Origin of the sequence: Frigoribacterium sp. ME-P-080 (genome assembly GCF_030209595.1) — a bacterium.
GTDB lineage: Bacteria > Actinomycetota > Actinomycetes > Actinomycetales > Microbacteriaceae > Frigoribacterium.
Genome location: NZ_JARVRR010000007.1, coordinates 158,558 through 180,529, shown reverse-complemented (window position 1 = coordinate 180,529; position 21,972 = coordinate 158,558). Strand labels below are relative to the sequence as shown.

The window sequence follows — 21,972 nt, the reverse complement described above, 5'->3', positions numbered from 1 at the left end:
GCGCGGACTCGCGGGTCGTGCGGGTCGTGCGGGTGGCTCGACGTCGGCGTGCCCGTCGGAGGCGTGGTCGTCGACGTCGGATGCGGCCCGCGGTTCGTTAGGTTAGCCTTACCTTATGTCGACCCGCCGCCCGCCCGTCAAGCCCGCCGACCCCCGAGTGCACCGGCTCGAGGTGCTGCGCTCGGAGCGCGTCTCGCCGAGCTTCCAGCGCGTCACCGTCGTCGGCGACGACCTCCACGAGTTCGGCGACATGGGCTTCGACCAGTGGTTCCGGCTGTTCCTGCCGCTGCCCGGCAGCGACTCGTTGCGGCTGCCGCGGGCGACGACGTCGCTCTGGTACGCGCAGTACCTGGCGATCCCCGAGGCCGAGCGGCCGCACTGCGCCAACTACACGGTGCGCGAGTTCCGGCCGGCGGGTCGGGCCGGTGCCGGTGCGGGTGTGGGGGCGGCCGGCGCGGGTGCCGGTGCGGCCGGTGCGGCCGGGGCCTCGCGCGCCGAGCTCGACATCGACTTCGTGCTGCACCGCGGCGAGTCCGGCGAACTCGAAGGAGGCGCGGCGATCTGGGCCTGCGCCGCCCGCCCCGGTGACGCCCTCGGCCTGCTCGACCAGGGCGTGCTCTTCAACGCCCCCGACGACGCGACCGAGATCCACCTGGTCGCCGACGAGACCGGGTTGCCGGGGACGGAGGGCATCGTGCGGTCGCTGCACCGCGCCTCCGTGGGGTCGGTGATCCAGGAGGTGCCGACCCGGGCCGACGTGCGGCCACTCGACGCGCCCGACGGCGTCGAGGTGACGTGGGTGGTGCGGGACGAGCTCGACGCCCGGTCCCTCGGCGCAGTGGGGTCCGGCAGCCGGCCGCTCGGCGGCGACGACGACGCAGACGGTCGGGGTGCCGGGGGTGCCGCGCCGGGGGAGGGGGCGCTCGCCGCGCTGCTCTCGCGGTCGGCGGCCGACCCGGGGGCCTACGCCTACGTCGTGGGCGAGTCCGCGCTGGCGACCGGCGGACGGCGGCACCTGCACGCGGCAGGGCTGCCGAAGAACCGCATCACGTTCTCGGGGTACTGGAAGCGCTGAGTCCGGGACCCGTCGGCGAGGTCGCACCACCGTCGCGTCGGGGAACCACCTTCTCGCGTGGTTCGACGACGCGACGGTGGTGCGACGTGGTCTCGGACGAGGGCGCTCGAGGGCGAACCGGTCACCAGGCCGCGGTCACCAGGCCGCGGGCAGCGGGTCGCCGGCCGCGGGCGGGTGCTCGACGAGGGCGACGGCGTCGTCGCGGTCGACGTGGCCGGGGAAGTTGTAGCGCGCGAACCGGCCGGTCGGGTCGTGGATCGAGGTCGGCATGGCGACGGAGGTGCGGCGCAGCGCCTCCGCCAACACGGCGGTCGAGGTCGGGTCGAGGGTCGCGTCCTTCCGGTCGCGCAGGATGAAGTCGACCCGCGCCTCCTTGGCGGTCAGGCGGAGCACGAGCACGCGGCCGCCGTTGCCGACCGGGGCCGTCGTCAGGACGGCACGGTCGACCCTGGCCAGGGGGACGGGGCGGCGGGTGCCGGCGCGCAGCTGCCCGGAGTCGAGGTCGATCCAGGGCTGCGGGGCCCGGGCGTTCCGGATCACCGTGATCAGCGCGAAGATCCCGACCGTCACCCCGACGGCCACCAACAGGGCGAGATCCCACCGGAAGCTGATCTCGGCGATGCGGAAGACGAACTGGACTGCCTGGATCGCCGCGAAGAAGGCGAACGCGGTCGTCGCCCCGACCCACGTCGACCACCAGCGGCGCTCGCCGACGCGCACCCAGCCGTGCGGGAGCTCGGTGGGTGCCGGTTCGGCGGGTGCCGGGTCGTCGGGAGGCGCGGGCGCGTCGTCGGGATCGCTCACCTCGCTGACGCTAGCGCGTCCCGGGGGCGCGAGTCGCACCGTCGACTGAACGTCGCACCGCGAACATCGGCGGTGCGACGTTCAGCGGACGGTGCGATGCGAGCCCGCGGCGCGGCGCGGGGGAGCCGAGGAGGCGCGGGTCAGCCCCGCAGGACGCGCACCTCCCAGGGCGCGAGCGTCAGCCCGCCCCCGCCGGGCACGTTGCCGATCACGACCTGCGGCACGGACCGGCGCCGCAGCGCCGGGTGGAGCGCCGGGTCGAGCTCGTACGCCTCGCCCGACCAGTTCGCCAGCACGAGCAGCTGCTCGTCGCCGAGCGTGCGGGTGAACGCGTAGAGCCGCTCGTCGTCCGGAGCGAGCAGCTCGAACGACCCGAGCGCCACCACGGGCGACTCGTGCCGCAGCGCGATCAACCGCCGGTAGTGCTCGAACACCGAGCGGTCACCCGCCGCACGGTCGGCGTCGACGTTCACGGTGTCGTGGTTCGCGACCACCTCGATCCACGGGGTGCCGGTGCTGAAGCCCGCCGCCGCGCCTCCCGACCACGGCACGGGGGTGCGCGCGTTGTCGCGGCTGCGGAAGCGCAACGCCTCGAGCAGGCCCTCGGGGTCGGCCCCCGCCGCGACCGACTCGTCGAACCAGTTGATCGACTCGATGTCGCGGTACTGCTCGACCGCGGTGAACCCGGCGTTCGTCATGCCGATCTCGTCGCCCTGGTAGACGTACGGCGTGCCCCGGTGCAGGTGCAGCACGGTGGCGAGCAGCGTCGCCGACTCGAACCGGTACCGGCCGTCGTCGCCGAAGCGCGAAACCGACCGAGGCTGGTCGTGGTTGCCGAGGTAGAGGCTGTTCCAGCCCTGGTCGGCGAGGCCCTCCTGCCACCGCGACAGCGAGCGCTTGAGCGCCACGAGGTCGAACGGGAGGTTGTCGAACTTCGAGGCCGGTCCGTGGTCGAGGCCGACGTGCTCGAACTGGAACACCATGTCGAGCTCGTGCCGGTCGGCGGCCGTGAACAGCCGGGCGTCGTCGACCGTCACCCCCGGCATCTCGCCCACCGTGATCAGCTCGCGGCCGGTGCGGTCGGCGAAGACTTCGCGGTGCATCTCGCGCAGGTGGTCGTGGATCTGCCCGCCCATGACGAAGTGCGAGGCTCCGGGCGCCAGCGACGAGGGCTCCTTCGCGATGTGGTTGATCACGTCCATGCGGAACCCGTCGACGCCCCGGTCGAGCCAGCGGTTCATCATGTCGTAGACGGCCCGGCGCAGGTCGGGGTTCTCCCAGTTGAGGTCGGGCTGCTTCGACGCGAACATGTGCAGGTAGTACTGGCCGGTGGGCTCGTCGAGGGTCCAGGCCGGGCCGCTGAAGGCGCTGCGCCAGGCGGTCGGGTGGGTGCCGGCCCCGGGCGTGCCCGCGGCGTCGGTCCCCTCGCCCGACGGCAGCGGGTCGCGCCAGAGGTACCAGTCGCGCTTCGGGGAGTCGCGCGACGACCGGGCTTCGACGAACCACGGGTGTTCGTCGCTCGTGTGGTTGACGACGAGGTCCATGACCAGCTTCATGCCGAGCGCGTGCACCTCGTCCATCAGGGCGTCGAACTCGGCGAGCGTGCCGAACAGCGGGTCGACGTCGTCGTAGTCGCTGATGTCGTACCCGTTGTCGGCCTGGGGCGAGCGGTAGATCGGCGACAGCCAGATCACGTCGACCCCGAGGTCGTGCAGGTGGCCGAGCCGCTGCCGGATGCCGCCGAGGTCGCCGACCCCGTCGCCGTTCGAGTCGGCGAAGCTGCGCGGGTAGATCTGGTAGACCGTCGCGGTCGTCCACCAGGCGGGCGGGGTGGTGACGGGCGGGGCGTCGTGCGCCGCGCCTCCCGCGGTCGTGGGGGTGGTGTCGTTCGTCGTCGAGTCGCTCACGCGCCCAGCCTGTCACGGCCGGCCTCGGCCGCGCCGTGGCGCCGAGACCCCAGGGGCATCGGGGGCTCAGGAGGCGCGGGGGCTCAGGAGGCGCGGGGACGGAGGCGGGGAGGCGCGGGTGCGGGGTCAGGGCGCGGCGCGGCCGAGCTCGCGCTCGAGCAGCTCGAGGTCGATCTTGACGTGCTCGCGGGCGATGGCCGCGGCGTCCGCCGCACGCCCGTCGCAGATCGCGGCGACGAGTGCCTCGTGGTCGGCGAGGGCGCGCAGCTCCATCTCGCGCATGCCGTCCGGCCCGCCCCAGAGGTGCGCCGGCGCCGAGATGCTCACGCGGGCCTCGAGGTCGAACAGCACCCCGCGCAGCGTGGCGTTGCCGGCGGCCTCGGCGATCGCCACGTGCAGCGCCTCGTCGGCCTTCTGCGACGCGAGGCCCGACGCCGCGCCGCGGTAGCCCTCGAGCCGGTCGTGCAGCCGGTCGACGTCGTCCGGGGTGCGGTTCTCGGCCGCGGCCTCGGCGACGACGCCGTGCAGTCGGCTGATCGCCTCGCTCGTGTCGCGCAGGTCGGACCAGCGCGCGGCGAGCGTGCGGCGCACGACGTCGGTGCCCGAACCCGGTGCCGGCGCCTGGACGAACGAGCCCCCGCCGCGCCCGCGTTGAGTCACGATCAGCCCCTGCTCGACGAGTCGGGCCAGGGCGGCGCGCACGGTCATGCGGCCGACCCGCAGCGAGGCGGCGAGGTCGCGCTCGGCGGGGAGGCGCGAGCCGGGCAGGTACTCGCCGATGGTGATGGCCGTGACGAGGCGGTCGGTGAGGTCGTCGACCCGGGTCGTGGGGGCGAGAGGGGCCCCGAGGGCGCCACCGAGGCCGCCGTCGACCGCGACGTCCGAGCGCGCGCCGCCCGCGCCTCCTCGGCTGTCGTCCTGGCCCATCGCGTCCCCGTCCCGGCTCGCCGACCCGTCGTGCGTGCAGCCGTCGAGGTCTCGTCGTGTTACGAGCAGATTAAGGCATCGCGAAAGGTCTTGTCGCGAGACCTTAGCCGGGTGCATGCTCACCCGCATGTCCACGATCACCACCGGCACCGCCGCCTTCCACGACGCCGAGACCTGGTACCGGGTCACCACGCCCGACGAGCCGCGCGAGGGTGCACTGCCCCTCGTCGTGGTGCACGGCGGCCCGGGGATGGCCCACGACTACCTGCGCAACCTCGAGGCCCTCGCCGACGAGACCGGCCGCACCGTCGTGCACTACGACCAGCTCGGCTGCGGCCGCAGCACCCACCTGCCCGACGCGCCCGTCGACTTCTGGCAACCGAGCCTCTTCGTCTCGGAGTTCGCCAACCTCGTCGCGCACCTCGGCCTCGAGCGGTACCACCTGCTCGGCCAGTCGTGGGGCGGCATGCTCGGGGCCGAGATCGCCGTGACGACACCGGGCGGGTTGGCGAGCCTGGCCATCTGCAACTCGCCCGCGTCCATGCAGCTCTGGGTCGAGGGCGCCGCCGAGCTGCGCGACCAGCTGCCGACCGACACCCAGGAGGCGCTGGCACGCCACGAGGCGGACGGCACGACCACCGACCCCGAGTACCTCGCCGCCACCCAGGCGTTCTACGAGCGGCACGTCTGCCGCGTGGTGCCCATGCCGCAGGACTTCGTCGACAGCGAGGAGCAGATGGAGGCCGAGCCGACGGTCTACCACACGATGAACGGGCCGAACGAGTTCCACGTCATCGGCACGCTGCGCGACTGGACCGTCGTCGACCGCCTGCCGGCGATCACGACGCCGACCCTCGTCGTCGCGGGCGAGTTCGACGAGGCGACGCCCGCCACCTGGCAGCCCTTCGTCGACGGCATCGCCGACGTCCGGTCGCACGTGTTCGCCGGTGCCAGCCACTGCTCGCACCTCGAACAGCCCGAGGAGTTCCGGGCCGTCGTCGCGCCGTTCCTGACGGCGCACGACGAGCTGCGCGACGCCGGGCGCGCCTCCTGACCGGCGCGGGCCGCGCCTCCTGACCCGACGCGGCCCGCGCCTCCCGCGCCTCCCGCACCCCTGACCCGCACCGATCCGCACCGATCCGCGTCCCACCCGCACCCCCGACCCGCATCCGCACCCGCACCGACCCGATCCCCACCCGAGCGAGAGAGCACACCATGTCCCTGCCCACGAAGGCCGCCTCCGGCGGTGAGCTGAGCAACCAGCAGCAGCTCGAGCAGTACGGCTACAAGCAAGAACTCAAGCGGTCGGTCTCGACCGTCGACCTGCTCATCTACGGCTTGATCTTCATGGTGCCGATCGCGCCCTGGGCGATCTTCGGCACCGTCTACAACGCCTCCTCGGGCATGGTGCCGCTGGTCTACCTGGTGGGCCTCGTCGCGATGATCTTCACCGCGCTCGCCTACGCGCAGATGGCGAAGTCGATCCCGCTCGCCGGGTCGGTCTTCTCGTACGTCGGGCGGGGCATCCACCCCGTGGCCGGGTTCTTCGCCGGCTGGGCCATCCTGCTCGACTACCTGCTCGTGCCGACGCTGCTCTACGTCTTCGCCGCCGAGTCGATGATCGGCATCTTCCCGGGCACCGCCCGCTGGATGTGGGCGCTGATCTTCGTCGCCGTCAACACCGCCGTGAACCTGCTCGGCATCAGCTCGATCAAGCTGATGAACCGGGTGTTCCTCGCCATCGAGGTCGTCTTCATCGTGATCTTCGTCATCATCGCGGTGACGGCGCTCAACGGCGGCACGATCCCCGGTGCCGAGTTCACGACCGACCCGATCTGGGACTCCAGCAAGGTCACCGCCCCCCTGATCGCCTCGGCGTTGTCTATCGCCGTGCTGAGCTTCCTCGGCTTCGACGGCATCTCGACCCTCGCCGAGGAGAGCACCGGCAAGCGCGGCGGAGCCGGCAAGGCCATGATCATCGCGCTGTTCATCGTGGCGTTCTGCTTCATCCTGCAGACCTGGCTGGCCAGCGCGCTCGCCGGGGGCCGCGACTCGTTCCCCGAGGGCGAGGCCGGGAACGCCTTCTTCGACCTCGTGCGCGAGGCGTCGAACAGCGGGTGGGCGACGGCGTTCTTCGTCGTCAACGTGTTGGCCGTCGGCATCGCGAACGCCATGGCCGCCCAGGCCGCGACGTCGCGTCTGCTGTTCTCGATGAGCCGCGACGGGCAGCTGCCGGCGTTCCTGTCGAAGATCAACACGCGTCAGGTGCCGCAGGCCGCGATCCTCGTCGTGTCCGCGCTCTCGGCCGTGCTCGTGTTGTTCTTCGTCGGCCAGATCGACGTCATCTCGTCGCTGGTCAACTTCGGGGCGCTGTTCGGCTTCATGCTGCTGCACGTGTCCGTCGTGGTGCACTACGTCGTGAAGAAGAAGTCGCGCAACTGGTTGCTGCACCTCGTCGTGCCCGTGGTCGGGTTCCTGATCATCGGCTACGTGCTGGTCAACGCGGCACCCGAGGCCAAGATCGGCGGGCTCGTCTGGCTGGTGCTCGGCGCGGGCGTGTTCCTCTACTACCGCAGCCGAGGAGGCGCGGCGCCGTCCCTCGGGCAGGGTGCGGACGAGCCGGCGGTCACGTCGGTGCCCGCGGCCGACTCGGAACGGCGCGACGCATGACCGCCGAGGACGCCGCCCGCGACGGGATCGACCACTTCCTCGGCAAGGAGCACGGTCGCCCCGGTTTCACGGCCACGGTGCCGCCGGCCCTGCGCATCGAGCCGGGCACCGGCGAACGCATCGGGTTCGAGACGAGCGACGCGGTCTACGCCGAGCTGCACCGACACCACGACCTCGCGAAGCTGTCCGTGCCGATCAACCCGGTCACCGGGCCGGTCTACGTCGAGGGCGCGAAGCCGGGCGACGCGCTCGCCGTCACGGTGCACGAGATCCGACTCATCGAGCACGGCTGGTCGGTCAGCCTGCCCGGCTCCGGGGCCCTGCAGCACGTCATGGGCGACGAGATGTTCACCCGCCGCGTGCCGATCGACTCCGACGGGGTGCACGTCACCGACCGGCACGTGTTCGAGGCCCGCCCGATGATCGGCTGCATGGGCACGGCGCCCGCCGAGGGCGAGAACTCGACGATCATGCCCGCGTACGCCCAGGGCGGCAACATGGACGTCACCGAGAACACGGTCGGGTCGACGGTCTACCTCCCGGTCATGGTCGAGGGGGCGTACCTGTCGATCGGCGACGTGCACGCGATCATGGCCGAGGGCGAGTCGTCGTTCGTGGCCATCGAGGCCGAGGGCACGGCGGTCGTCTCGATCGACCTGGTGCCGGGCCTCGGCCTGCGGGCGCCGCGCATCGAGACCGCCGACGACTGGATCTTCGTCGGCCTCGGCGACCCGGTGCAGGAGAGCATCCGCCGCGGGTACGAGGACGCCTTCTCGTTCCTCGTGGACGACCACGGCTGGTCGCGCGGAGACGCCTACGCCGTGCTCAGCGCCGTGGGGCACTCGAGGCTCGGGGGCCCGACCGGCTCGGTCGCCCCCGACCCGCTGCACCCGTTCGACGCCGTCGGCGCGGTCACGCTGCACCGCGTGCCGAAGCACGTGCTGTAGCGCCCGTCGCGCGTGCGCCGCGCGTGCGCTGCGCGTGCGCTGCGCGCGCCGCGCGTGCGCCGCACCGCCGACTGGACGTCGCACCGCCGAATTCGGCGGTGCGACGTCCGGTCCACGGTGCGACAGGTGCAGGAGGCGCGGATTCAGCCGAAGAGGCGCGTCGCGATCGAGCCGATCAGGTCGTCCGTCGGCACGTTCGTCTGGTCGACGGTGACGACGACGTCGTCGCGCAGCCAGTAGGTCTGCGCGCGGTCCACCGGGTACAGCGGGTCGGGCGTCACGAGCTGGCAGCTGCGCCCCTCGTGGACCGAGGTGCAGGTGTAGCCCTGCGAGGCGAGACCGTCGAGGGCCGCGGCGCCGGCGGCGGGCTCGAGGTGACCCATCGCGACCGAGATGCCCGAGACGTCGGCCCGCGGGTCGCGCCAGAGGCAGGACAGCTCGGTCGCCGCCCCGACGACGTCACGAGCGCCGGCCCCCGCGGGCGGGGTGGTCGGCGTGACCACGCCCGAGCTGGTGCCCGAGCCGCCGAACTCGACCGGGTTGAGCGGGATGTCGCCGAAGGTCGAGGCGTAGGTGGCCTGGTCGACGATGTCGGTGCAGTCGACCGGGAGGGCGACCGGGCCTGCGGTCTCGGTGGGCGCGGGCGTGGGGGCGGGCGTGGCGGTGGCCGTGCCGGTGGCCGAGGACGGCGTCGCCGAGCTCTCGGACGGACTCGGCGTCGCGTCGCCGGCGCCGCCCGTGCAGCCTGCGGTCAGCACCAGGATCAGGCAGGCCGTGGCCCCCGTGCCGATGGCGGTGCGCATCGTGGTCGTGCTCCTCATGGTCGTGCCCTCCTGGCCTCCGGTCGTCCCCCGGCGGTCGCTCTCGACGCTACAGACCGGTCCGGCCCGAGCACTCGTCCCAGAGGATGAGGTCGGGCCGGCCAGGGTCACGATCGCGTCACGAGGCGTCAGTCGTCGAGGTGCGCCAGGGCGTAGTCGGCCTCCTCGGCGGTGAACTGTTCGCCGTACTCGCTGACGAGCTGGTTGCGCAGCACGTCGCCCGTCATGCCGTCCGCCGCGTAGGCCTTGGCCTTGCGGACGGCGTTGGCCTGCCAGTCGGCGTCGACCGTGTCGACCGCGTACTGCGCCGCGGCCTCGGAGGCGCCGCCGGCCACGAGCTTCGCGTAGGTCTCGAGCTTGCTGCTGCCGAGGCCGTTCGCGATGGTCTCGGCGTCCGCCAGGGCCTCCGAGTGGTCGGCCGGCACGTCGGCGGCCGCCGACGACGGCGTGGTCGACGGGGTGGGCGCAGGCGTCGGCGAGGTGCGGACGGGGGCGGGCTCGGAGGTGGCGGTCACGGCCGGGTCGTCCTGCTGCACGCTGTCGATCGCCGCGCCGAGGCCGACGGCGACGACGATGGACACGATGGTGGCGACGGCTCCCAGGCCGAGGCCGATCCACGCCATGACCTTCGACTGGTGCCGCAGCAGCGCGATGATGCCGAGCACCACGGCGGCGAGTCCGACGATCGTGCCCACCACGGGCACGAGGCCGAGCAGGAACGCGACGACGCCCACGACGAGGGCGGCGATCGCGAGCCCGATCGGGCGGCCCGGTCGCGGCGGCGGGGTCGACGTCCCCGTCGCGGGGTAGGAGGTGGTCGGCTGGTCGGCGGAGGGGCGTCGCTCGTCGGAGCCGCCCCCCAGCGGGCTCTCGGTGGTCATGCTCCGAGCCTGCCAGGTGGCGGACAGACGGGTTCACCCCCGAACGGGGCGCGTCGGCGGGCCGGGGGACGCCAGGTGCGTCGCCCGGACCGGGTGCGAGACTGGTCGTCAACGACACGGCCGTCACCGACGACGGCGCACGGCGGGCCGCACGACGCCCGCCCCACCAGAGAGGGTGGCCGATGGGCACGCAGCACGAGCAGGCGTCCGAGCACGCACACGACGCCGGGGCGACGACCGACGAGAGCGGCGGGAGCGACGCGACCCGCGCCTCCTCGTCCGGGGTCACGGACGGTCGAGACGGACCGGCCGCCCCGACCGCCGACCTCGTCGTGCACACCGTGCGGGTGCACCGCAGCGACCAGCCGTTGGCCCGCGAGGACGAGCTCGCGTGGCGCCTCGCCGCGCTCGCGACCGACGACGCACCCGTCGACGACGACGTGACCGAGATGGTCATCAACCGCCTGATCGACAACGCCGCCGTCTCGGCCGCATCGCTGCTGCGCGCGCCGGTCGCCGTCGCGCGCGACCAGGCGCTCGCGCATCCGCCGACCACCGGAGGCGCGGGCTCGCAGGTCACGGGCGTCGCGCCCGAGCACCCCGTCTCGCCCGAGTGGGCCGCCTGGTCGAACGGGGTCGCCGTGCGCGAACTCGACTTCCACGACACGTTCCTCGCGGCGGAGTACTCGCACCCCGGCGACAACATCCCGGCGATGGTCGCCGTCGCACAGCACCGCGGACTCGACGGTGCGGCCCTGCTGCGCGGCATCGTGACCGGCTACGAGGTGCAGGTCGACCTCGTCCGGGCGATCAGCCTGCACGCCCACAAGATCGACCACGTCGCCCACCTCGGCCCGTCGGTCGCGGCCGGCCTGGGCACGATGCTCGGGCTCTCGGCCGAGGTGGTGCACCAGGCGATCGGGCAGGCGCTGCACACGACGACGGCCACGCGGCAGTCGCGGAAGGGCGCGATCTCGTCGTGGAAGGCCTACGCCCCGGCCTACGCCGGCAAGGCCGCGGTCGAGGCCGTCGACCGCGCGATGCGCGGCCAGGGCAGCCCCGCCCCGATCTACGAGGGTGAGGACGGCGTGATCGCCTGGCTGCTCGACGGACCCGGGGCGTCGTACGACGTGCCCCTGCCGGCGCCGGGTGCGTCCAAGCGGGGCATCCTCGACACGTACACGAAGGAGCACTCGGCCGAGTACCAGGCCCAGGCCTGGATCGACCTCGCCCGGCGGCTCGGCCGCGCGCACCCCGCCCTCCGCGACCCGGCGCAGGTGCGCCGCATCGTGCTGCACACCAGCCACCACACGCACGTCGTGATCGGCTCGGGCGCCGGCGACCCGCAGAAGTACGACCCCACGGCCAGCCGCGAGACGCTCGACCACTCCATCCCCTACATCGTCGCCGTCGCCCTGCAGGACGGCGAATGGCACCACGAGCGCAGCTACGCCCCGGCCCGGGCGCAGCGTCCCGACACCGTCGAGCTGTGGCAGCGCATCACCACGGCGGAGGACCCCGCCTGGACGGCCCGCTACCACTCGACCGACCCCGCCGAGAAGGCGTTCGGCGGCCGCATCGAGGTCGAGTTCGTCGACGGCACGACCCTCGTCGACGAGATCGCCGTCGCCGACGCACACCCCCTGGGGGCGCGGCCCTTCGGACGCGAGGACTACGTGCGCAAGTTCCGCACGCTGGCCGAGGGCGTGCTGCCCGACGCCGAGGTCGAGCGGTTCGTCGACCTGGCCACGCGCCTCCCCTCGTTGACGGCGGTCGAGGTGCGGCAGCTGGGCATCGTCGCTCCCGACGCCCTCGCGGGTGCCGCCGCCCAGCCGGGCGGGCTCTTCTGATGCTGTACTCGACGGTGTCGCCTGCCGACAAGCGCGCGGCGTTCCGGGCCGGGCTGGCCGACGAGCGCACCCTGGTCTTCCCCGGCGCGTTCACGCCGCTCACCGCGCGCCTGATCGAGCAGAAGGGCTTCGACGGCGTCTACGTGTCGGGCGCCGTGATGGCCAACGAGCTCGGGCTGCCCGACATCGGCCTCACCACGCTCACCGAGGTCGCCACGCGGGCCGGGCAGATCGCGTCGATGACCGACCTGCCCGTGCTCGTCGACGCCGACACCGGGTTCGGCGAGCCGATGAACGTCGCCCGCACCGTCCAGGCGCTCGAGGCCGCCGGCGTGGCCGGGCTGCACGTCGAGGACCAGGTCAACCCCAAGCGCTGCGGCCACCTCGACGGCAAGCAGGTGGTGGACGCGGCGACGGCGGCCGGTCGCATCCGGGCCGCGGTCGACGCGCGCCGCGACCCGTCGCTCGTGATCATGGCGCGCACGGACGTCCGGGCGCTCGACGGGCTCGAGGCCGCGGTCGACCGGGCCCGGGCCCTGGTCGACGCGGGGGCCGACGCGATCTTCGCCGAGGCGATGGCCGACCTCGGCGAGTTCGAGGCGATCTGCTCGGCGCTCGACGTGCCCGTGCTCGCCAACATGACCGAGTTCGGCAAGAGCGCCCTCTTCACGCACCAGCAACTGCACGACGTGGGCGTGAGCATGGTGATCCACCCGGTGTCGCTGATGCGTGCCGCGATGGGTGCGGCGTCCCGGGCGCTCGACGCGCTCGTGGCCGACGGGTCGCTCGACTCGCAGGTGCCGACGATGCAGACCCGTGCCGAGCTCTACGAGCTGATCGACTACCCCGGCTACGCCCGCTTCGACGCCGGCGTCTACGACTTCACGCTGGAGGGCTGAGGTCGGGCGCCGGTGCCGGACGCCGCCGAGTGGACAGCGCGCCGCGTCATGCGGCGGCGCGCTGTCCACTCGGCGGTTCTCGGTGCGCATAGGTCGTCTCGTCGACATGACGCGGTGGGCGGGCGGTCGTCCACAGCGAAGTTCTGGAGGCGCGGCCGGGTCCGATCGACGGGCGAGCATCGAGGGATGGACGACGACCTCCCCGATCTGATCTTCTCCGCCACGCCGGGTGCGCAGTCCCGTGAGGCGCGCGCCCTGCGACGCGACGCCGCCGCGGGACGTCTCGTGCGCGTCCAACGGGGCGTCTACGTGGCGACGGAGGACTGGGGCCGACTGAGGCCCTGGCGTCGCCACGTCGTCCGGGTGCGGGCCGCCGTGTCCGCGCTCCCCGCCGACTGCGTCGTGTCCCACGGCTCGGCCGTCGCCGTGCACGGGCTGCCGAGCGTCCAGGGCGACCCGCGCCGGGTGCACGTGATCGACCGACGTCGGGCCTCGACCCAGTGCACGCCGGTCCTCGTCAAGCACGGGGTCGGTCTCGAGGACGACGAGATCGAGTCGGTGGGCGACCTGCTGGTCACGAGTGAGCTGCGCACCGCCTTCGACGTCGCGAGGTCATCCGGGTTCGACGACGGCGTCCTCTGTCTCGACGGCGTGATGCGTCGTCGGCTCTTGGTCACGAGTCGGCTTCCGAGAGCCGCCGAGATGCGCACCCGAGTCGACGATCTGCGTGACGAGTTCCGGCTCCGGTTCGGGGCGATGGCCGACGGCGTGGTCGGACGGCGGGGTGAGCTGGCACTCGGGCGAGCGATCTCGTTCGCCACGCCCCTGTCCGAGAACGGCGGGGAGTCGCTCGTGCGAGTCGCGTTGCATCGGCTCGGTGCGCCTCAGCCGATCCTGCAAGAGGAGTTCTTCGACGCCCGGGGATTCGTCGGACGATGCGACTTCTTCTTCGAAGGGTTCGGGTTCGTGCTCGAGTTCGACGGTTTCGGCAAGTACTCGGACCCTCGCTTGCTCGCGGGCTCGTCCCCGGCCGAGGTCGTACGCCGTGAGAAGAAGCGCGAGGCTCGATTGTTGGGCACGGGGCGGGTCCGACGCATCGAGAGATGTGACATCGATGACGCGCTCGATCCGCGACGGCTGGCGGCGATCGTGCGCCGTGGCGGGGTGCCGCTGCGGTCGGGCCGCACCTCGGCGTCGTGGTCGTGAGGGTGCGCTATTCGCACAGCGTCGTCGGCGCCGCGGCAGCGAACCGCCGAGTGGACAAGGCGCCGTGTCGCGCGGCGGCGTCGTGTCCACTCGGCGGTGCGGAGCGGTGCAGAGCGGTGCAAAGCACTGCAAAGCGGTGCGGTGGGGTTGGTTGGGGCGGACTAGGCGAGGTCGGCGAACAGGGCGCTGACGAACTCGGTGCGCTCGACCATGCCGTGCACGCTTATCCACTCGTGTCGGGCGTGCGCTCCGCCGCCGACGCCGCCGACCCCGTCGAGCACCGCCAGGCCCAGCGCGGCGGCGAAGTTGCCGTCGCTGGCGCCGCCGACCGACACCTCGCGCAACTCGAAGCCGAGCGAGGTGGCGACCCGGGCGGCGCGTTCGTACAGCGCGCCGGTCGCGACCGAGCGCTCCATCGGCGGGCGGTTCCAGCCGCCGGTGACCTTCAGCGTCGCGGCGGGATCGTGCGCCGCGAGTCCGGCGAAGACCCGCTCGATGCGCTCGGCCTCGGTCGACGAGGTGACGCGGACGTCGACCATCGCGCGGGCGTAGCCGGCCTTGACGTTGGTGCGGGTGCCGCCCTGCAGCACTCCCACGTTCAGCGAGGTGCCCGCCTCGACGTCGGCGGCGGCGTGCAGGGCCAGGACGACGCGGGCGATCTCGTCGACGGCGCTCGCCCCGGAGCGCGGATGCAGGCCGGCGTGCACCTCGACCCCGAAGGCCTCGACCTCGAAGATGCCGACGCCCTTGCGGGCGGTCTTCACGGCACCGTCGGCGGCCGACTCGAAGACGAACACCGCGCCTCCTCGTCCGACCTCGCGCTCGATCGCCTCACGCGAGGCGATGCTGCCGACCTCCTCGTCGCCGTTGAGCAGCAGGCGCACGTTCGGACGTGGCAGCCCCAGGCGGTCGCCGATCGCGAGGGCGTTGCCGAGCTGGATCAGCCCGGACTTCATGTCGAAGACGCCCGGGCCGGTCATGCGGTCGCCCTCGACCGTGACGGGCCACCCGGCCAGCGTCCCCTCGGACCAGACCGTGTCGTAGTGGCACAGGGCCGACACCCACTCGGTCGAGCCCGACGGCGACGGGTAGTCGAGGGTCACCGTGTCGCCGTAGCCCTCGACGACGTGCACCCGGCGCTCGGCCGGCGGGCCGACGGTCTCGCCGAGCCAGGTCTCGATCCAGCGGAGCCCCGCCTCGAGCAGGTCGACGTCGTCGGACGGCGTCTCGAGGCTCGCGTAGGTCGTCAGGTCGGCCACCATCGCGTCGAGGCGGGCCTCGACCTCGCGACGGAGGGCGGTGACCTGGTCGGGCTGCAGGGCGTCGTGGCTCACGGTCTCGCTCTCGTCGGGCCCGCCACGGTGTGCGGGCATCTGACCATCTCACTCCCGTGGGCGGGGCGGCGACCGGTGGGGAGGCGCGGCGCGGGACCCGAGGAGGCGCGGCGCCGGACCGAGGAGGCGCGGCGCGGGACCCGAGGAGGCGCGGTCGGCTCTGTCGGAGGCCCCCGATACAGTCGGGGGCACCGACTCCGGCACCCGTTGCCGCACCGACCGCGACATCCACGAGAGGGGCCCCGTGCGCATCCTGCACACCAGCGACTGGCACCTGGGGCGCACGCTGCACGGGGTCGACCTGCACGAGCCTCAGCAGGCCTTCGTCGACCACCTGGTGGGGCTCGTGGTCGAACGGTCGATCGACGTCGTGGTGGTCGCGGGCGACGTGTACGACCGGGCCGTCCCCGCGGTGCCCAGCGTGCGCCTCCTCGGCCGGGCCCTCGCGGGCCTGACCGAGCACGCCACCGTGATCGTCACGCCGGGCAACCACGACTCGGCGGTGCGTCTGGGGTTCGCGGCCGAGCTGATGCGCCCGGGCCTGCACCTGCGGGCGTCGGTCGACCTGCTCGACGAGCCCGTCGTCGTCGACGACCCGGAGGGGCCGGTCGCCTTCTACGGGCTGCCCTACCTCGACCCCGACAGCGTCCGCAGGTCCCTGGCACCGGCGGGAGCCGACGAGCCGTTGCCCCGGTCGCACGCGGCCGTCGTGGGTGCGGCGATGCAGCGGGTGCGCGACGACCTCGCCGGGCGACCCGGCACCCGGTCGGTCGTGGTGGCGCACGCGTTCGTCGTGGCGGGGCCCGCAGCCGACCGCGAGCCCGACGGCGCCCCGACGCCCGAGCGCAGCGAGAGCGAGCGCGACATCCGGGTGGGCGGCGTCGACTCCGTGCCGTCGGCCGCGTTCGAGGGCGTCGACTACGTCGCCCTCGGCCACCTGCACGGTGCCCAGCGCGTCGGCCCGTCCGGTCGCCTGCGCTACTCGGGTTCGCCCCTGGCCTTCTCGTTCGGCGAGCGGAACCAGGTCAAGTCGTCCACGATCCTCGAGCTGGCCGCCGACGGCTCGGTCTCGGTCGAGCTCGTCCCGGCTCCCGTCCCGCGACGACTGGCCGAGGTGACCGACTCCCTCGACGCCCTGCTCGACGGGCGCCACGACGACCTGCGCGACGCCTGGCTCCGGGTCTTCGTCACCGATCCGGTGCACCCCGAACGGCTCTACACGCGGGTGGCCGAGCACTTCCCGCACGCCCTCGCGATCCACCACACGCCCGTCGGAGCGGTCGAGGCCTCGGCGCTCGCCGCCGTGACGGCCGAGTCCGACCCGATCGAGGTGGCGGCCGAGTTCGTCGCCTTCGCCTCGGGCGGGGCGGCGAGCGAGACCGAGCTCGCCGTGGTGCGCGGCGCCTACGAGGCCGCACTCGCGAGCGAGGTCGGCGAATGAACCTCCACCGGCTGACCCTGAGGGCCATCGGGCCCTACGCGGGCGAGCACAGCATCGACTTCGCCGCGCTCGGCGCCTCGGGCACCTTCCTGCTCGAGGGCCCGACGGGTTCGGGCAAGTCGACCATCATCGACGCGATCGTCTTCGCCCTCTACGGCGGGCTCGCCGGTTCGGCCTCGACGCCCGACCGCCTGCGCAGCCACCACGCCGCCCCCGACGTCGAGCCCTTCGTCGAGCTCGTCTTCGAGAACGGCGCGGGCGTGCACCGCATCCGACGCACGCCCGCGTACCGCCGCCCGAAGGCACGCGGCACGGGCACGACGCCGGCGAACGCGACCGCCAAGCTGTGGCGCCTCTCGTCGCCCGACGCCGTCGACGGCGAGATCGTCTCGATCAGCACGCAAGAGGCCGGCGCCGAGGTCTCGCGCATCCTCGGGCTCACGCGCCAGCAGTTCGTGCAGACCGTCGTCCTGCCCCAGGGCGAGTTCGCCGCCTTCCTCCGCTCGACCGGCGAGAAGCGCAAAGAGGTCCTGCAGTCGCTCTTCGGCACCGAGATCTACGAGCGCACCACGGCCGAGCTCGTCGACCGGCGGAAGGTCGCGAACGCCGCCGTGGCCGCCGCCGACCGCGACATCGAGCTGGCGCGAGCCAGACTGCTCGAGGCGAGCGGCCTCGAGGCCGAGGCCCTCGACGAGGGGCTGGCCGCCGACGGCGGGGTCGCCCTGCTCGGTGACCTCCAAGCCCAGGCCGTCGCCGCGTCGGCTCAGCGGTCACGGGTGGTCGAGGCCCGAGACGCGGCACGACGGTCCCTCGATCGCGTGCGGGCGCTGGGGGCGGCACTCGACCGACGAGCCGACCTGACTGTCCGGCGGACGCGCCTCGACGAGGGCGACGGCGAGATCGCCACGGTCCGCTCGCGTGTCGCCGCGGCGACCCGGGCCGCGACCGTGACCGACGCCCTCGCCGCGGTCACGCGGGCGACCGAGGCCGAGCGTGATGCGGCGTCACGCCTGGCCGAGGCCGCCGGGGTCGTCGCGGACGGCGAGACGACCGCGGCGAACGGCGAGGCCCCGCTCCGAGCCGACGTCGCCGCCCGTCGCGACGCCCGACTGTCGGAACTCGCCCTCCTGACCGAGGCGGCCCGGACCGAGAAGGCCCTGCCCGGTCGCCGCACCGCCCTCGAGGCGGCCGAGCAGTCCCTGGTGGATGCCGACGAGCGGCGCCGGGAGCTCGACGCGCACCTCGTCGCGGCCCCCGCCGTGCGGGCGTCGCTCGTCGTCGAGCGCGACGCCCTGGCCGACGCCTCGACCGACCTCGTCGCCGCCGAGCAGGCGACGGCCGAGGCGCGGCTCCGCCTGCGTGACCTCGACGACCTCGACGCCCTCGGCCGGGCCGTCGACGCGGCGTCCGCACGACTGGCCGACGACTCGGCGGCGGCACTGCGGGCCCTCGACGACGAGGCGGGCCTCCGCCGTCGGCAGATCGAGGGCATGGCGGGTCACCTGGCCGCGGCTCTGGTCGTCGGCGACCCGTGCCCCGTGTGCGGCTCGCGAGAGCATCCGGCCCCGGCGGCTCCCGGCACCGAGCACCCCACCGACGACCAGGTCGAGGCCGCGTCGCGGACGTCCCGAGCGGCCGAGGCCCGTCAGCGCGAGTCCGCCGCACGGCACGCGACCGCCGAGGGGCGGGCCGCGGAGGCCCGCCGCGCCCTGGGCGACCTGACCCGCGACGACGTCGAGTCCGACCTGGCCCGGCTCGCCCTGCGCGTGGCCGAGGCCACCCGGGCCCGTACCGCCCTCGCGGCATCCGAGGCGGCGCTCGTGGCCCACGACCGCGAGGTCGACGAGCTGCGGGCCGAGCGGGACGACCTCCGCGAGCGAGCCGCCACCGGCCGGGAGCGCGTGGCCGCCGACCGGCGGGCCCTGCTCGACGACGAGGCCGAGATCGCGCGACTGCTCGACGGTCGGGCCCCGACCATCGCCGAGCTCACCGCAGCGGTCGGTGACGGGGTCGAACGCGACACGCGCCTCCTGACCCTCCTCGACGCCGCCGACGTGGCGTCCGGCGCGGCGGCCGTCCGACGTGCCGAGCTCGCGGCCGCGCTCGGGCGCAGCGGGTTCGACGACGTCGACCAGGTCGCCGACGCCGCCCTCGAGGCAGGCGACCTCGCCGCGCTCGAGGCGCGGGTCTCGGCCCACGAACGCGAACGGGCGATCGTCGCGGCCGGGCTGGTCGAGCCCGAGGTCGCGGTGCTGACCGGCGACGAGGTGGCCGACGTCCCGTCGGCCGTCGAGGCCCTCGACCTGGTCGAGGCCGAGCTCGACGAGGTCACCGACCGCGCGACGCGCACCGGCGACCGGGCCGAGCGGGCGCGCCAGGCCCTGGCCGCCCTCGAGGCCGTGACGGCCGCGGCCGACGCCGCCGTCGAGCACGCCCGGGCGGTGGTGCGCATGGCGAACCTCGCCAGCGCCTCGACCGGCGAGAACGTCAAGGGCGTGACGCTCGGCACCTACGTGCTGCTGCGCCGGTTCGACGAGGTCGTGGCGGCGGCGAACGTCCGGCTGTCGGTCATGTCGAGCGGGCGGTACGAGCTCGCCTCGTCCGACGAGCGCGAGGTCGGGTCGCGCTCGCGCAAGACGGGGCTCTCGCTCGTCATCCGGGACGCGACCACCGACACCACCCGCGACCCCGGCAGCTTCTCGGGCGGTGAGACCTTCTACGCCTCGCTCAGCCTCGCCCTCGGCCTCGCCGACGTCGTGCAGGCCGAGGCCGGCGGGCTCGAGCTCGGCACCCTGTTCGTCGACGAGGGGTTCGGCTCGCTCGACCCCGAGACCCTCGACGCCGTCATGAGCGAGCTCGGTCGCCTGAGTGCCTCGGGGCGGGTGATCGGCATCGTCAGCCACGTCGACGAGCTCAAGCAGCGCATCGCCGACCGGGTCGAGGTGCGCCGTCGCCCCGACGGGTCGTCGGTGCTCCGCTCGACGGCCGGCTGAGCAGGCAGGGCAGCGCGGATCGGCTGAGCGGGACGGGTCGGCTGAGCAGGGCAGCGGGGCGGGGCAGCGCGGCGGGCCGGCTGGGCGGGGCGGCGGGGCGTGCCAGCCGAGCGGGCGACCCCCGTCCGAGGGTGTTCACCCGCGCGCACGGCCTCGTTCACGTGGCGGCCACCCGGCAGGAGTCTGCTGGTCCCCGCCCCGCGGCGACTCCGTCGCGTGGCGACCGGATCACGATCACGATCACAGGAGCAGAACCGTGTCGAAGAACACCCCGAACCGCCGGCGTGCGGCCCTGACGACGGGGGTCGTCGCGACGGCCGCCGCCGCCGCCCTCGCCCTCAGCCCCGTCGCCGCGTTCGCGGCCACCCCCGCGAACGTCGCCCAGAACGGTGGTGCCGCCCGCAGCATCGACGACAGCACGCAGCTGCTGCTCGACTCGGTGGAGGCCGGCCCCGCCAAGAACGTCATCCTGCTGATCGGCGACGGCATGGGCGACAGCGAGATCACGTCGGCGCGCAACTACGCCTTCGGCGCCGGCGGAACGCTGCCCGGCATCGACGCCCTGCCCCTGACCGGCCAGTACACGACGTACTCGGTCTACCGGGACGGCGCGAACAAGGGCAAGCCCGACTACGTGCCGGACTCCGCCGCGACCGGCTCCGCCTGGGCCACCGGCACCAAGACCTACGACAACGCCATCTCGGTCGACGTCGACGGCGTCCCGCAGGACACCCTGCTCGAGATCGCCAAGGCCAACGGCAAGAAGACCGGCAACGTCTCGACCGCCGAGCTGCAGGACGCCACCCCGGCCGTGCAGGCCGCGCACGTCGCCGCCCGCAGCTGCTACGGCCCCGACAGCGTCACCCAGTGCGGCGCCGACGCGCTCGACCAGGGCGGCCTCGGCTCGATCAGCGAGCAGATCATCGGCACCCGTGCCGACCTGACCCTCGGCGGAGGCGCGACCTCGTTCGGCCAGTCCGCCCGTGCCGGTCAGTGGCAGGGCGACACCCTGTTCGCCCAGGCGCAGGACCGTGGCTACCAGGTCGTGCGCGACGCGGCCGGCCTCGACGCCCTGACGACCGCCGACCAGGCGCAGCCCGTGCTCGGCACCTTCACCGACGGCAACTTCCCGACCCGGTACGCCGCCACCACGGCGACCGTCGGCGGGGCCGACCTGGCCCCGCAGACCTGCCTGCCGAACCCGGCCCGCCTGTCCACCGGCCTCTCGCTGCAGTCGCTGACCGAGAAGTCGATCGACCTGCTCGACACCGGTGACCAGGGCTTCTTCCTGCAGGTCGAGGGTGCCTCGATCGACAAGCGCGACCACAGCGCCGACGCCTGCGGTCAGATCGGTGAGGTCCTCGACCTCGACGAGGCCGTCCAGTCCGCCCTCGCCTTCGCGAAGGCCGACGGCAACACGATGGTCATCGTCACGGCGGACCACGCGCACACCAGCCAGATCGTCGACTCGACGCCGCCCGCCACGCTCAGCACCGCGCTGACGACGGTCGACGGCACCACGATGAAGATCGCCTACGGCACCGCCGCGGCGGGCGGGTCGCAGCAGCACACCGGCACGCAGTTGCGCGTCGCGGGTTACGGCCCCGGTGCCGCGAACGTCGTCGGCCTGATCGACCAGACCGACAACTTCTTCACCATCGTCAACGCCCTGCAGCTCGACCGCGACCTCGACGGCCTCAGCACCGACGCGACGATCTCGGCTCCGACCGAGGTCGCCCCCGGCGCCGAGTTCCCGGTCAGCACCGCCGGCCTCGCCGGCGACCGCCAGGTCACGGGCACGCTCGACGTCGACGGCACGGTGACCGACCTCGGCATCGCCGACGTGATCGACGGCGTCGCGACCTACACCGTCACCGCCCCCACCGAGCCCGGCAGCTACACGATCACGCTGACCGGCACGCAGAGCGGCACGACGCTGGCGACGACCGTCGCCGTCGTCGAAGGCGCCGTCACCCCGGCTCCGACGACCCCTCCCGCGGCGGTCCCCGCTGACGGCTCGAGCGCAGGAGGCGCGGGGACGGCCGGCAACGGGGGCGGGCCCCTCGCGTTCACCGGCTCCGACGCCCTGCCCGCCCTGCTGCTCGCGCTGATGCTGGCCGGCACCGGTGCGGCCCTCGTGCTGCGTCGTCGCCACCGCGCGGCGTCCGTGCAGGACGGCGTGCAGCTCTAGGCGTTCCCCGCCCCGACACACGGGAG

The 21,972-nt window shown here is 73.7% G+C and carries 16 protein-coding genes; 10 read left to right on the top strand and 6 right to left on the bottom strand.

Going from position 1 to position 21,972, the window contains the following annotated elements; all coding sequences use genetic code 11:
- Window positions 1-115 precede the first annotated feature (115 nt).
- Window positions 116-1,075: a siderophore-interacting protein gene (locus QRN23_RS12825; protein WP_285063734.1), complete on the top strand. Its 960-nt coding sequence runs from the start codon at window positions 116-118 to the stop codon at window positions 1,073-1,075.
- A 135-nt stretch (window positions 1,076-1,210) separates the two neighbouring features.
- Here QRN23_RS12825 and QRN23_RS12820 read toward each other — a convergent pair whose 3' ends face one another.
- The 3 genes from QRN23_RS12820 to QRN23_RS12810 all read right to left on the bottom strand — a co-directional run bounded on the left by QRN23_RS12820 (window position 1,211) and on the right by QRN23_RS12810 (window position 4,713).
- Window positions 1,211-1,879 (bottom strand): hypothetical protein, encoded by a 669-nt coding sequence (locus QRN23_RS12820; protein ID WP_148053730.1) that lies wholly within the window; start codon window positions 1,877-1,879, stop codon window positions 1,211-1,213.
- A 140-nt stretch (window positions 1,880-2,019) separates the two neighbouring features.
- Window positions 2,020-3,786 carry a glycoside hydrolase family 13 protein gene (locus tag QRN23_RS12815; RefSeq protein ID WP_285063733.1) on the bottom strand — a complete coding sequence of 589 codons (1,767 nt, stop codon included), beginning with the start codon at window positions 3,784-3,786 and terminating at the stop codon, window positions 2,020-2,022.
- 126 nt (window positions 3,787-3,912) lie between these two features.
- Window positions 3,913-4,713 (bottom strand): FadR/GntR family transcriptional regulator, encoded by an 801-nt coding sequence (locus QRN23_RS12810; RefSeq protein ID WP_173151968.1) that lies wholly within the window; start codon window positions 4,711-4,713, stop codon window positions 3,913-3,915.
- A gap of 127 nt (window positions 4,714-4,840) precedes the next feature.
- On the opposite strand from QRN23_RS12810, the gene QRN23_RS12805 reads away from it, so the two are divergent.
- From QRN23_RS12805 to QRN23_RS12795, 3 genes are all read left to right on the top strand, one after another.
- Window positions 4,841-5,767 (top strand): proline iminopeptidase-family hydrolase, encoded by a 927-nt coding sequence (locus QRN23_RS12805; protein ID WP_285063731.1) that lies wholly within the window; start codon window positions 4,841-4,843, stop codon window positions 5,765-5,767.
- Between the two features lie 161 nt (window positions 5,768-5,928).
- Window positions 5,929-7,383, top strand: a complete 1,455-nt coding sequence (locus tag QRN23_RS12800) for an APC family permease (RefSeq protein WP_056049559.1) — start codon at window positions 5,929-5,931, stop codon at window positions 7,381-7,383.
- Window positions 7,380-8,330, top strand: coding sequence for an acetamidase/formamidase family protein (locus QRN23_RS12795; RefSeq protein WP_123572045.1), 951 nt, complete (start codon window positions 7,380-7,382; stop codon window positions 8,328-8,330). The genes QRN23_RS12800 and QRN23_RS12795 overlap by 4 nt, the downstream gene beginning before the upstream one ends.
- A gap of 143 nt (window positions 8,331-8,473) precedes the next feature.
- Here QRN23_RS12795 and QRN23_RS12790 read toward each other — a convergent pair whose 3' ends face one another.
- Together QRN23_RS12790 and QRN23_RS12785 are read right to left on the bottom strand one after the other, a co-directional pair.
- Window positions 8,474-9,151, bottom strand: a complete 678-nt coding sequence (locus tag QRN23_RS12790) for a hypothetical protein (protein WP_285063730.1) — start codon at window positions 9,149-9,151, stop codon at window positions 8,474-8,476.
- A 128-nt stretch (window positions 9,152-9,279) separates the two neighbouring features.
- A complete protein-coding gene (locus tag QRN23_RS12785) occupies window positions 9,280-10,032 on the bottom strand; it encodes an Ltp family lipoprotein (RefSeq protein WP_285063729.1) in 753 nt (250 codons plus the stop codon).
- 182 nt (window positions 10,033-10,214) lie between these two features.
- On the opposite strand from QRN23_RS12785, the gene QRN23_RS12780 reads away from it, so the two are divergent.
- From QRN23_RS12780 to QRN23_RS12770, 3 genes are all read left to right on the top strand, one after another.
- A complete protein-coding gene (locus QRN23_RS12780; protein WP_285063728.1) occupies window positions 10,215-11,882 on the top strand; it encodes an MmgE/PrpD family protein in 1,668 nt (555 codons plus the stop codon).
- On the top strand, window positions 11,882-12,781 hold the full coding sequence (gene prpB, locus QRN23_RS12775; RefSeq protein ID WP_056049418.1) for a methylisocitrate lyase: 900 nt from the start codon (window positions 11,882-11,884) through the stop codon (window positions 12,779-12,781). Before QRN23_RS12780 ends, prpB begins: the two co-directional genes overlap by 1 nt.
- A gap of 186 nt (window positions 12,782-12,967) precedes the next feature.
- The gene (locus QRN23_RS12770; protein ID WP_285063727.1) at window positions 12,968-13,987 is read left to right on the top strand and encodes a hypothetical protein; all 1,020 of its coding nucleotides are present in this window, start codon (window positions 12,968-12,970) and stop codon (window positions 13,985-13,987) included.
- 161 nt (window positions 13,988-14,148) lie between these two features.
- Here the strand turns inward: QRN23_RS12770 and QRN23_RS12765 are convergent, their stop codons facing one another.
- Window positions 14,149-15,360: a M20/M25/M40 family metallo-hydrolase gene (locus tag QRN23_RS12765; protein WP_082460627.1), complete on the bottom strand. Its 1,212-nt coding sequence runs from the start codon at window positions 15,358-15,360 to the stop codon at window positions 14,149-14,151.
- Window positions 15,361-15,565: 205 nt separating this feature from the next.
- On the opposite strand from QRN23_RS12765, the gene QRN23_RS12760 reads away from it, so the two are divergent.
- The 3 genes from QRN23_RS12760 to phoA all read left to right on the top strand — a co-directional run bounded on the left by QRN23_RS12760 (window position 15,566) and on the right by phoA (window position 21,946).
- Window positions 15,566-16,762 carry an exonuclease SbcCD subunit D gene (locus QRN23_RS12760; protein ID WP_285063726.1) on the top strand — a complete coding sequence of 399 codons (1,197 nt, stop codon included), beginning with the start codon at window positions 15,566-15,568 and terminating at the stop codon, window positions 16,760-16,762.
- Window positions 16,759-19,755 (top strand): AAA family ATPase, encoded by a 2,997-nt coding sequence (locus QRN23_RS12755; protein WP_285063725.1) that lies wholly within the window; start codon window positions 16,759-16,761, stop codon window positions 19,753-19,755. Before QRN23_RS12760 ends, QRN23_RS12755 begins: the two co-directional genes overlap by 4 nt.
- A 256-nt stretch (window positions 19,756-20,011) precedes the next feature.
- Window positions 20,012-21,946, top strand: a complete 1,935-nt coding sequence (gene phoA, locus QRN23_RS12750; RefSeq protein WP_285063724.1) for an alkaline phosphatase — start codon at window positions 20,012-20,014, stop codon at window positions 21,944-21,946.
- The last annotated feature ends 26 nt before the right edge of the window (window positions 21,947-21,972 follow it).

Coding starts and splice junctions, on each gene's coding strand:
- QRN23_RS12825 (WP_285063734.1), top strand. CDS start 116: ATGTCGACCCGCCGCCCGCCCGTCAAGCCCGCCGACCCCCGAGTGCAC.
- QRN23_RS12810 (WP_173151968.1), bottom strand. CDS start 4,713: ATGGGCCAGGACGACAGCCGAGGAGGCGCGGGCGGCGCGCGCTCGGAC.
- QRN23_RS12805 (WP_285063731.1), top strand. CDS start 4,841: ATGTCCACGATCACCACCGGCACCGCCGCCTTCCACGACGCCGAGACC.
- QRN23_RS12800 (WP_056049559.1), top strand. CDS start 5,929: ATGTCCCTGCCCACGAAGGCCGCCTCCGGCGGTGAGCTGAGCAACCAG.
- QRN23_RS12795 (WP_123572045.1), top strand. CDS start 7,380: ATGACCGCCGAGGACGCCGCCCGCGACGGGATCGACCACTTCCTCGGC.
- QRN23_RS12790 (WP_285063730.1), bottom strand. CDS start 9,151: ATGAGGAGCACGACCACGATGCGCACCGCCATCGGCACGGGGGCCACG.
- QRN23_RS12785 (WP_285063729.1), bottom strand. CDS start 10,032: ATGACCACCGAGAGCCCGCTGGGGGGCGGCTCCGACGAGCGACGCCCC.
- QRN23_RS12780 (WP_285063728.1), top strand. CDS start 10,215: ATGGGCACGCAGCACGAGCAGGCGTCCGAGCACGCACACGACGCCGGG.
- prpB (WP_056049418.1), top strand. CDS start 11,882: ATGCTGTACTCGACGGTGTCGCCTGCCGACAAGCGCGCGGCGTTCCGG.
- QRN23_RS12770 (WP_285063727.1), top strand. CDS start 12,968: ATGGACGACGACCTCCCCGATCTGATCTTCTCCGCCACGCCGGGTGCG.
- QRN23_RS12765 (WP_082460627.1), bottom strand. CDS start 15,360: ATGCCCGCACACCGTGGCGGGCCCGACGAGAGCGAGACCGTGAGCCAC.
- QRN23_RS12755 (WP_285063725.1), top strand. CDS start 16,759: ATGAACCTCCACCGGCTGACCCTGAGGGCCATCGGGCCCTACGCGGGC.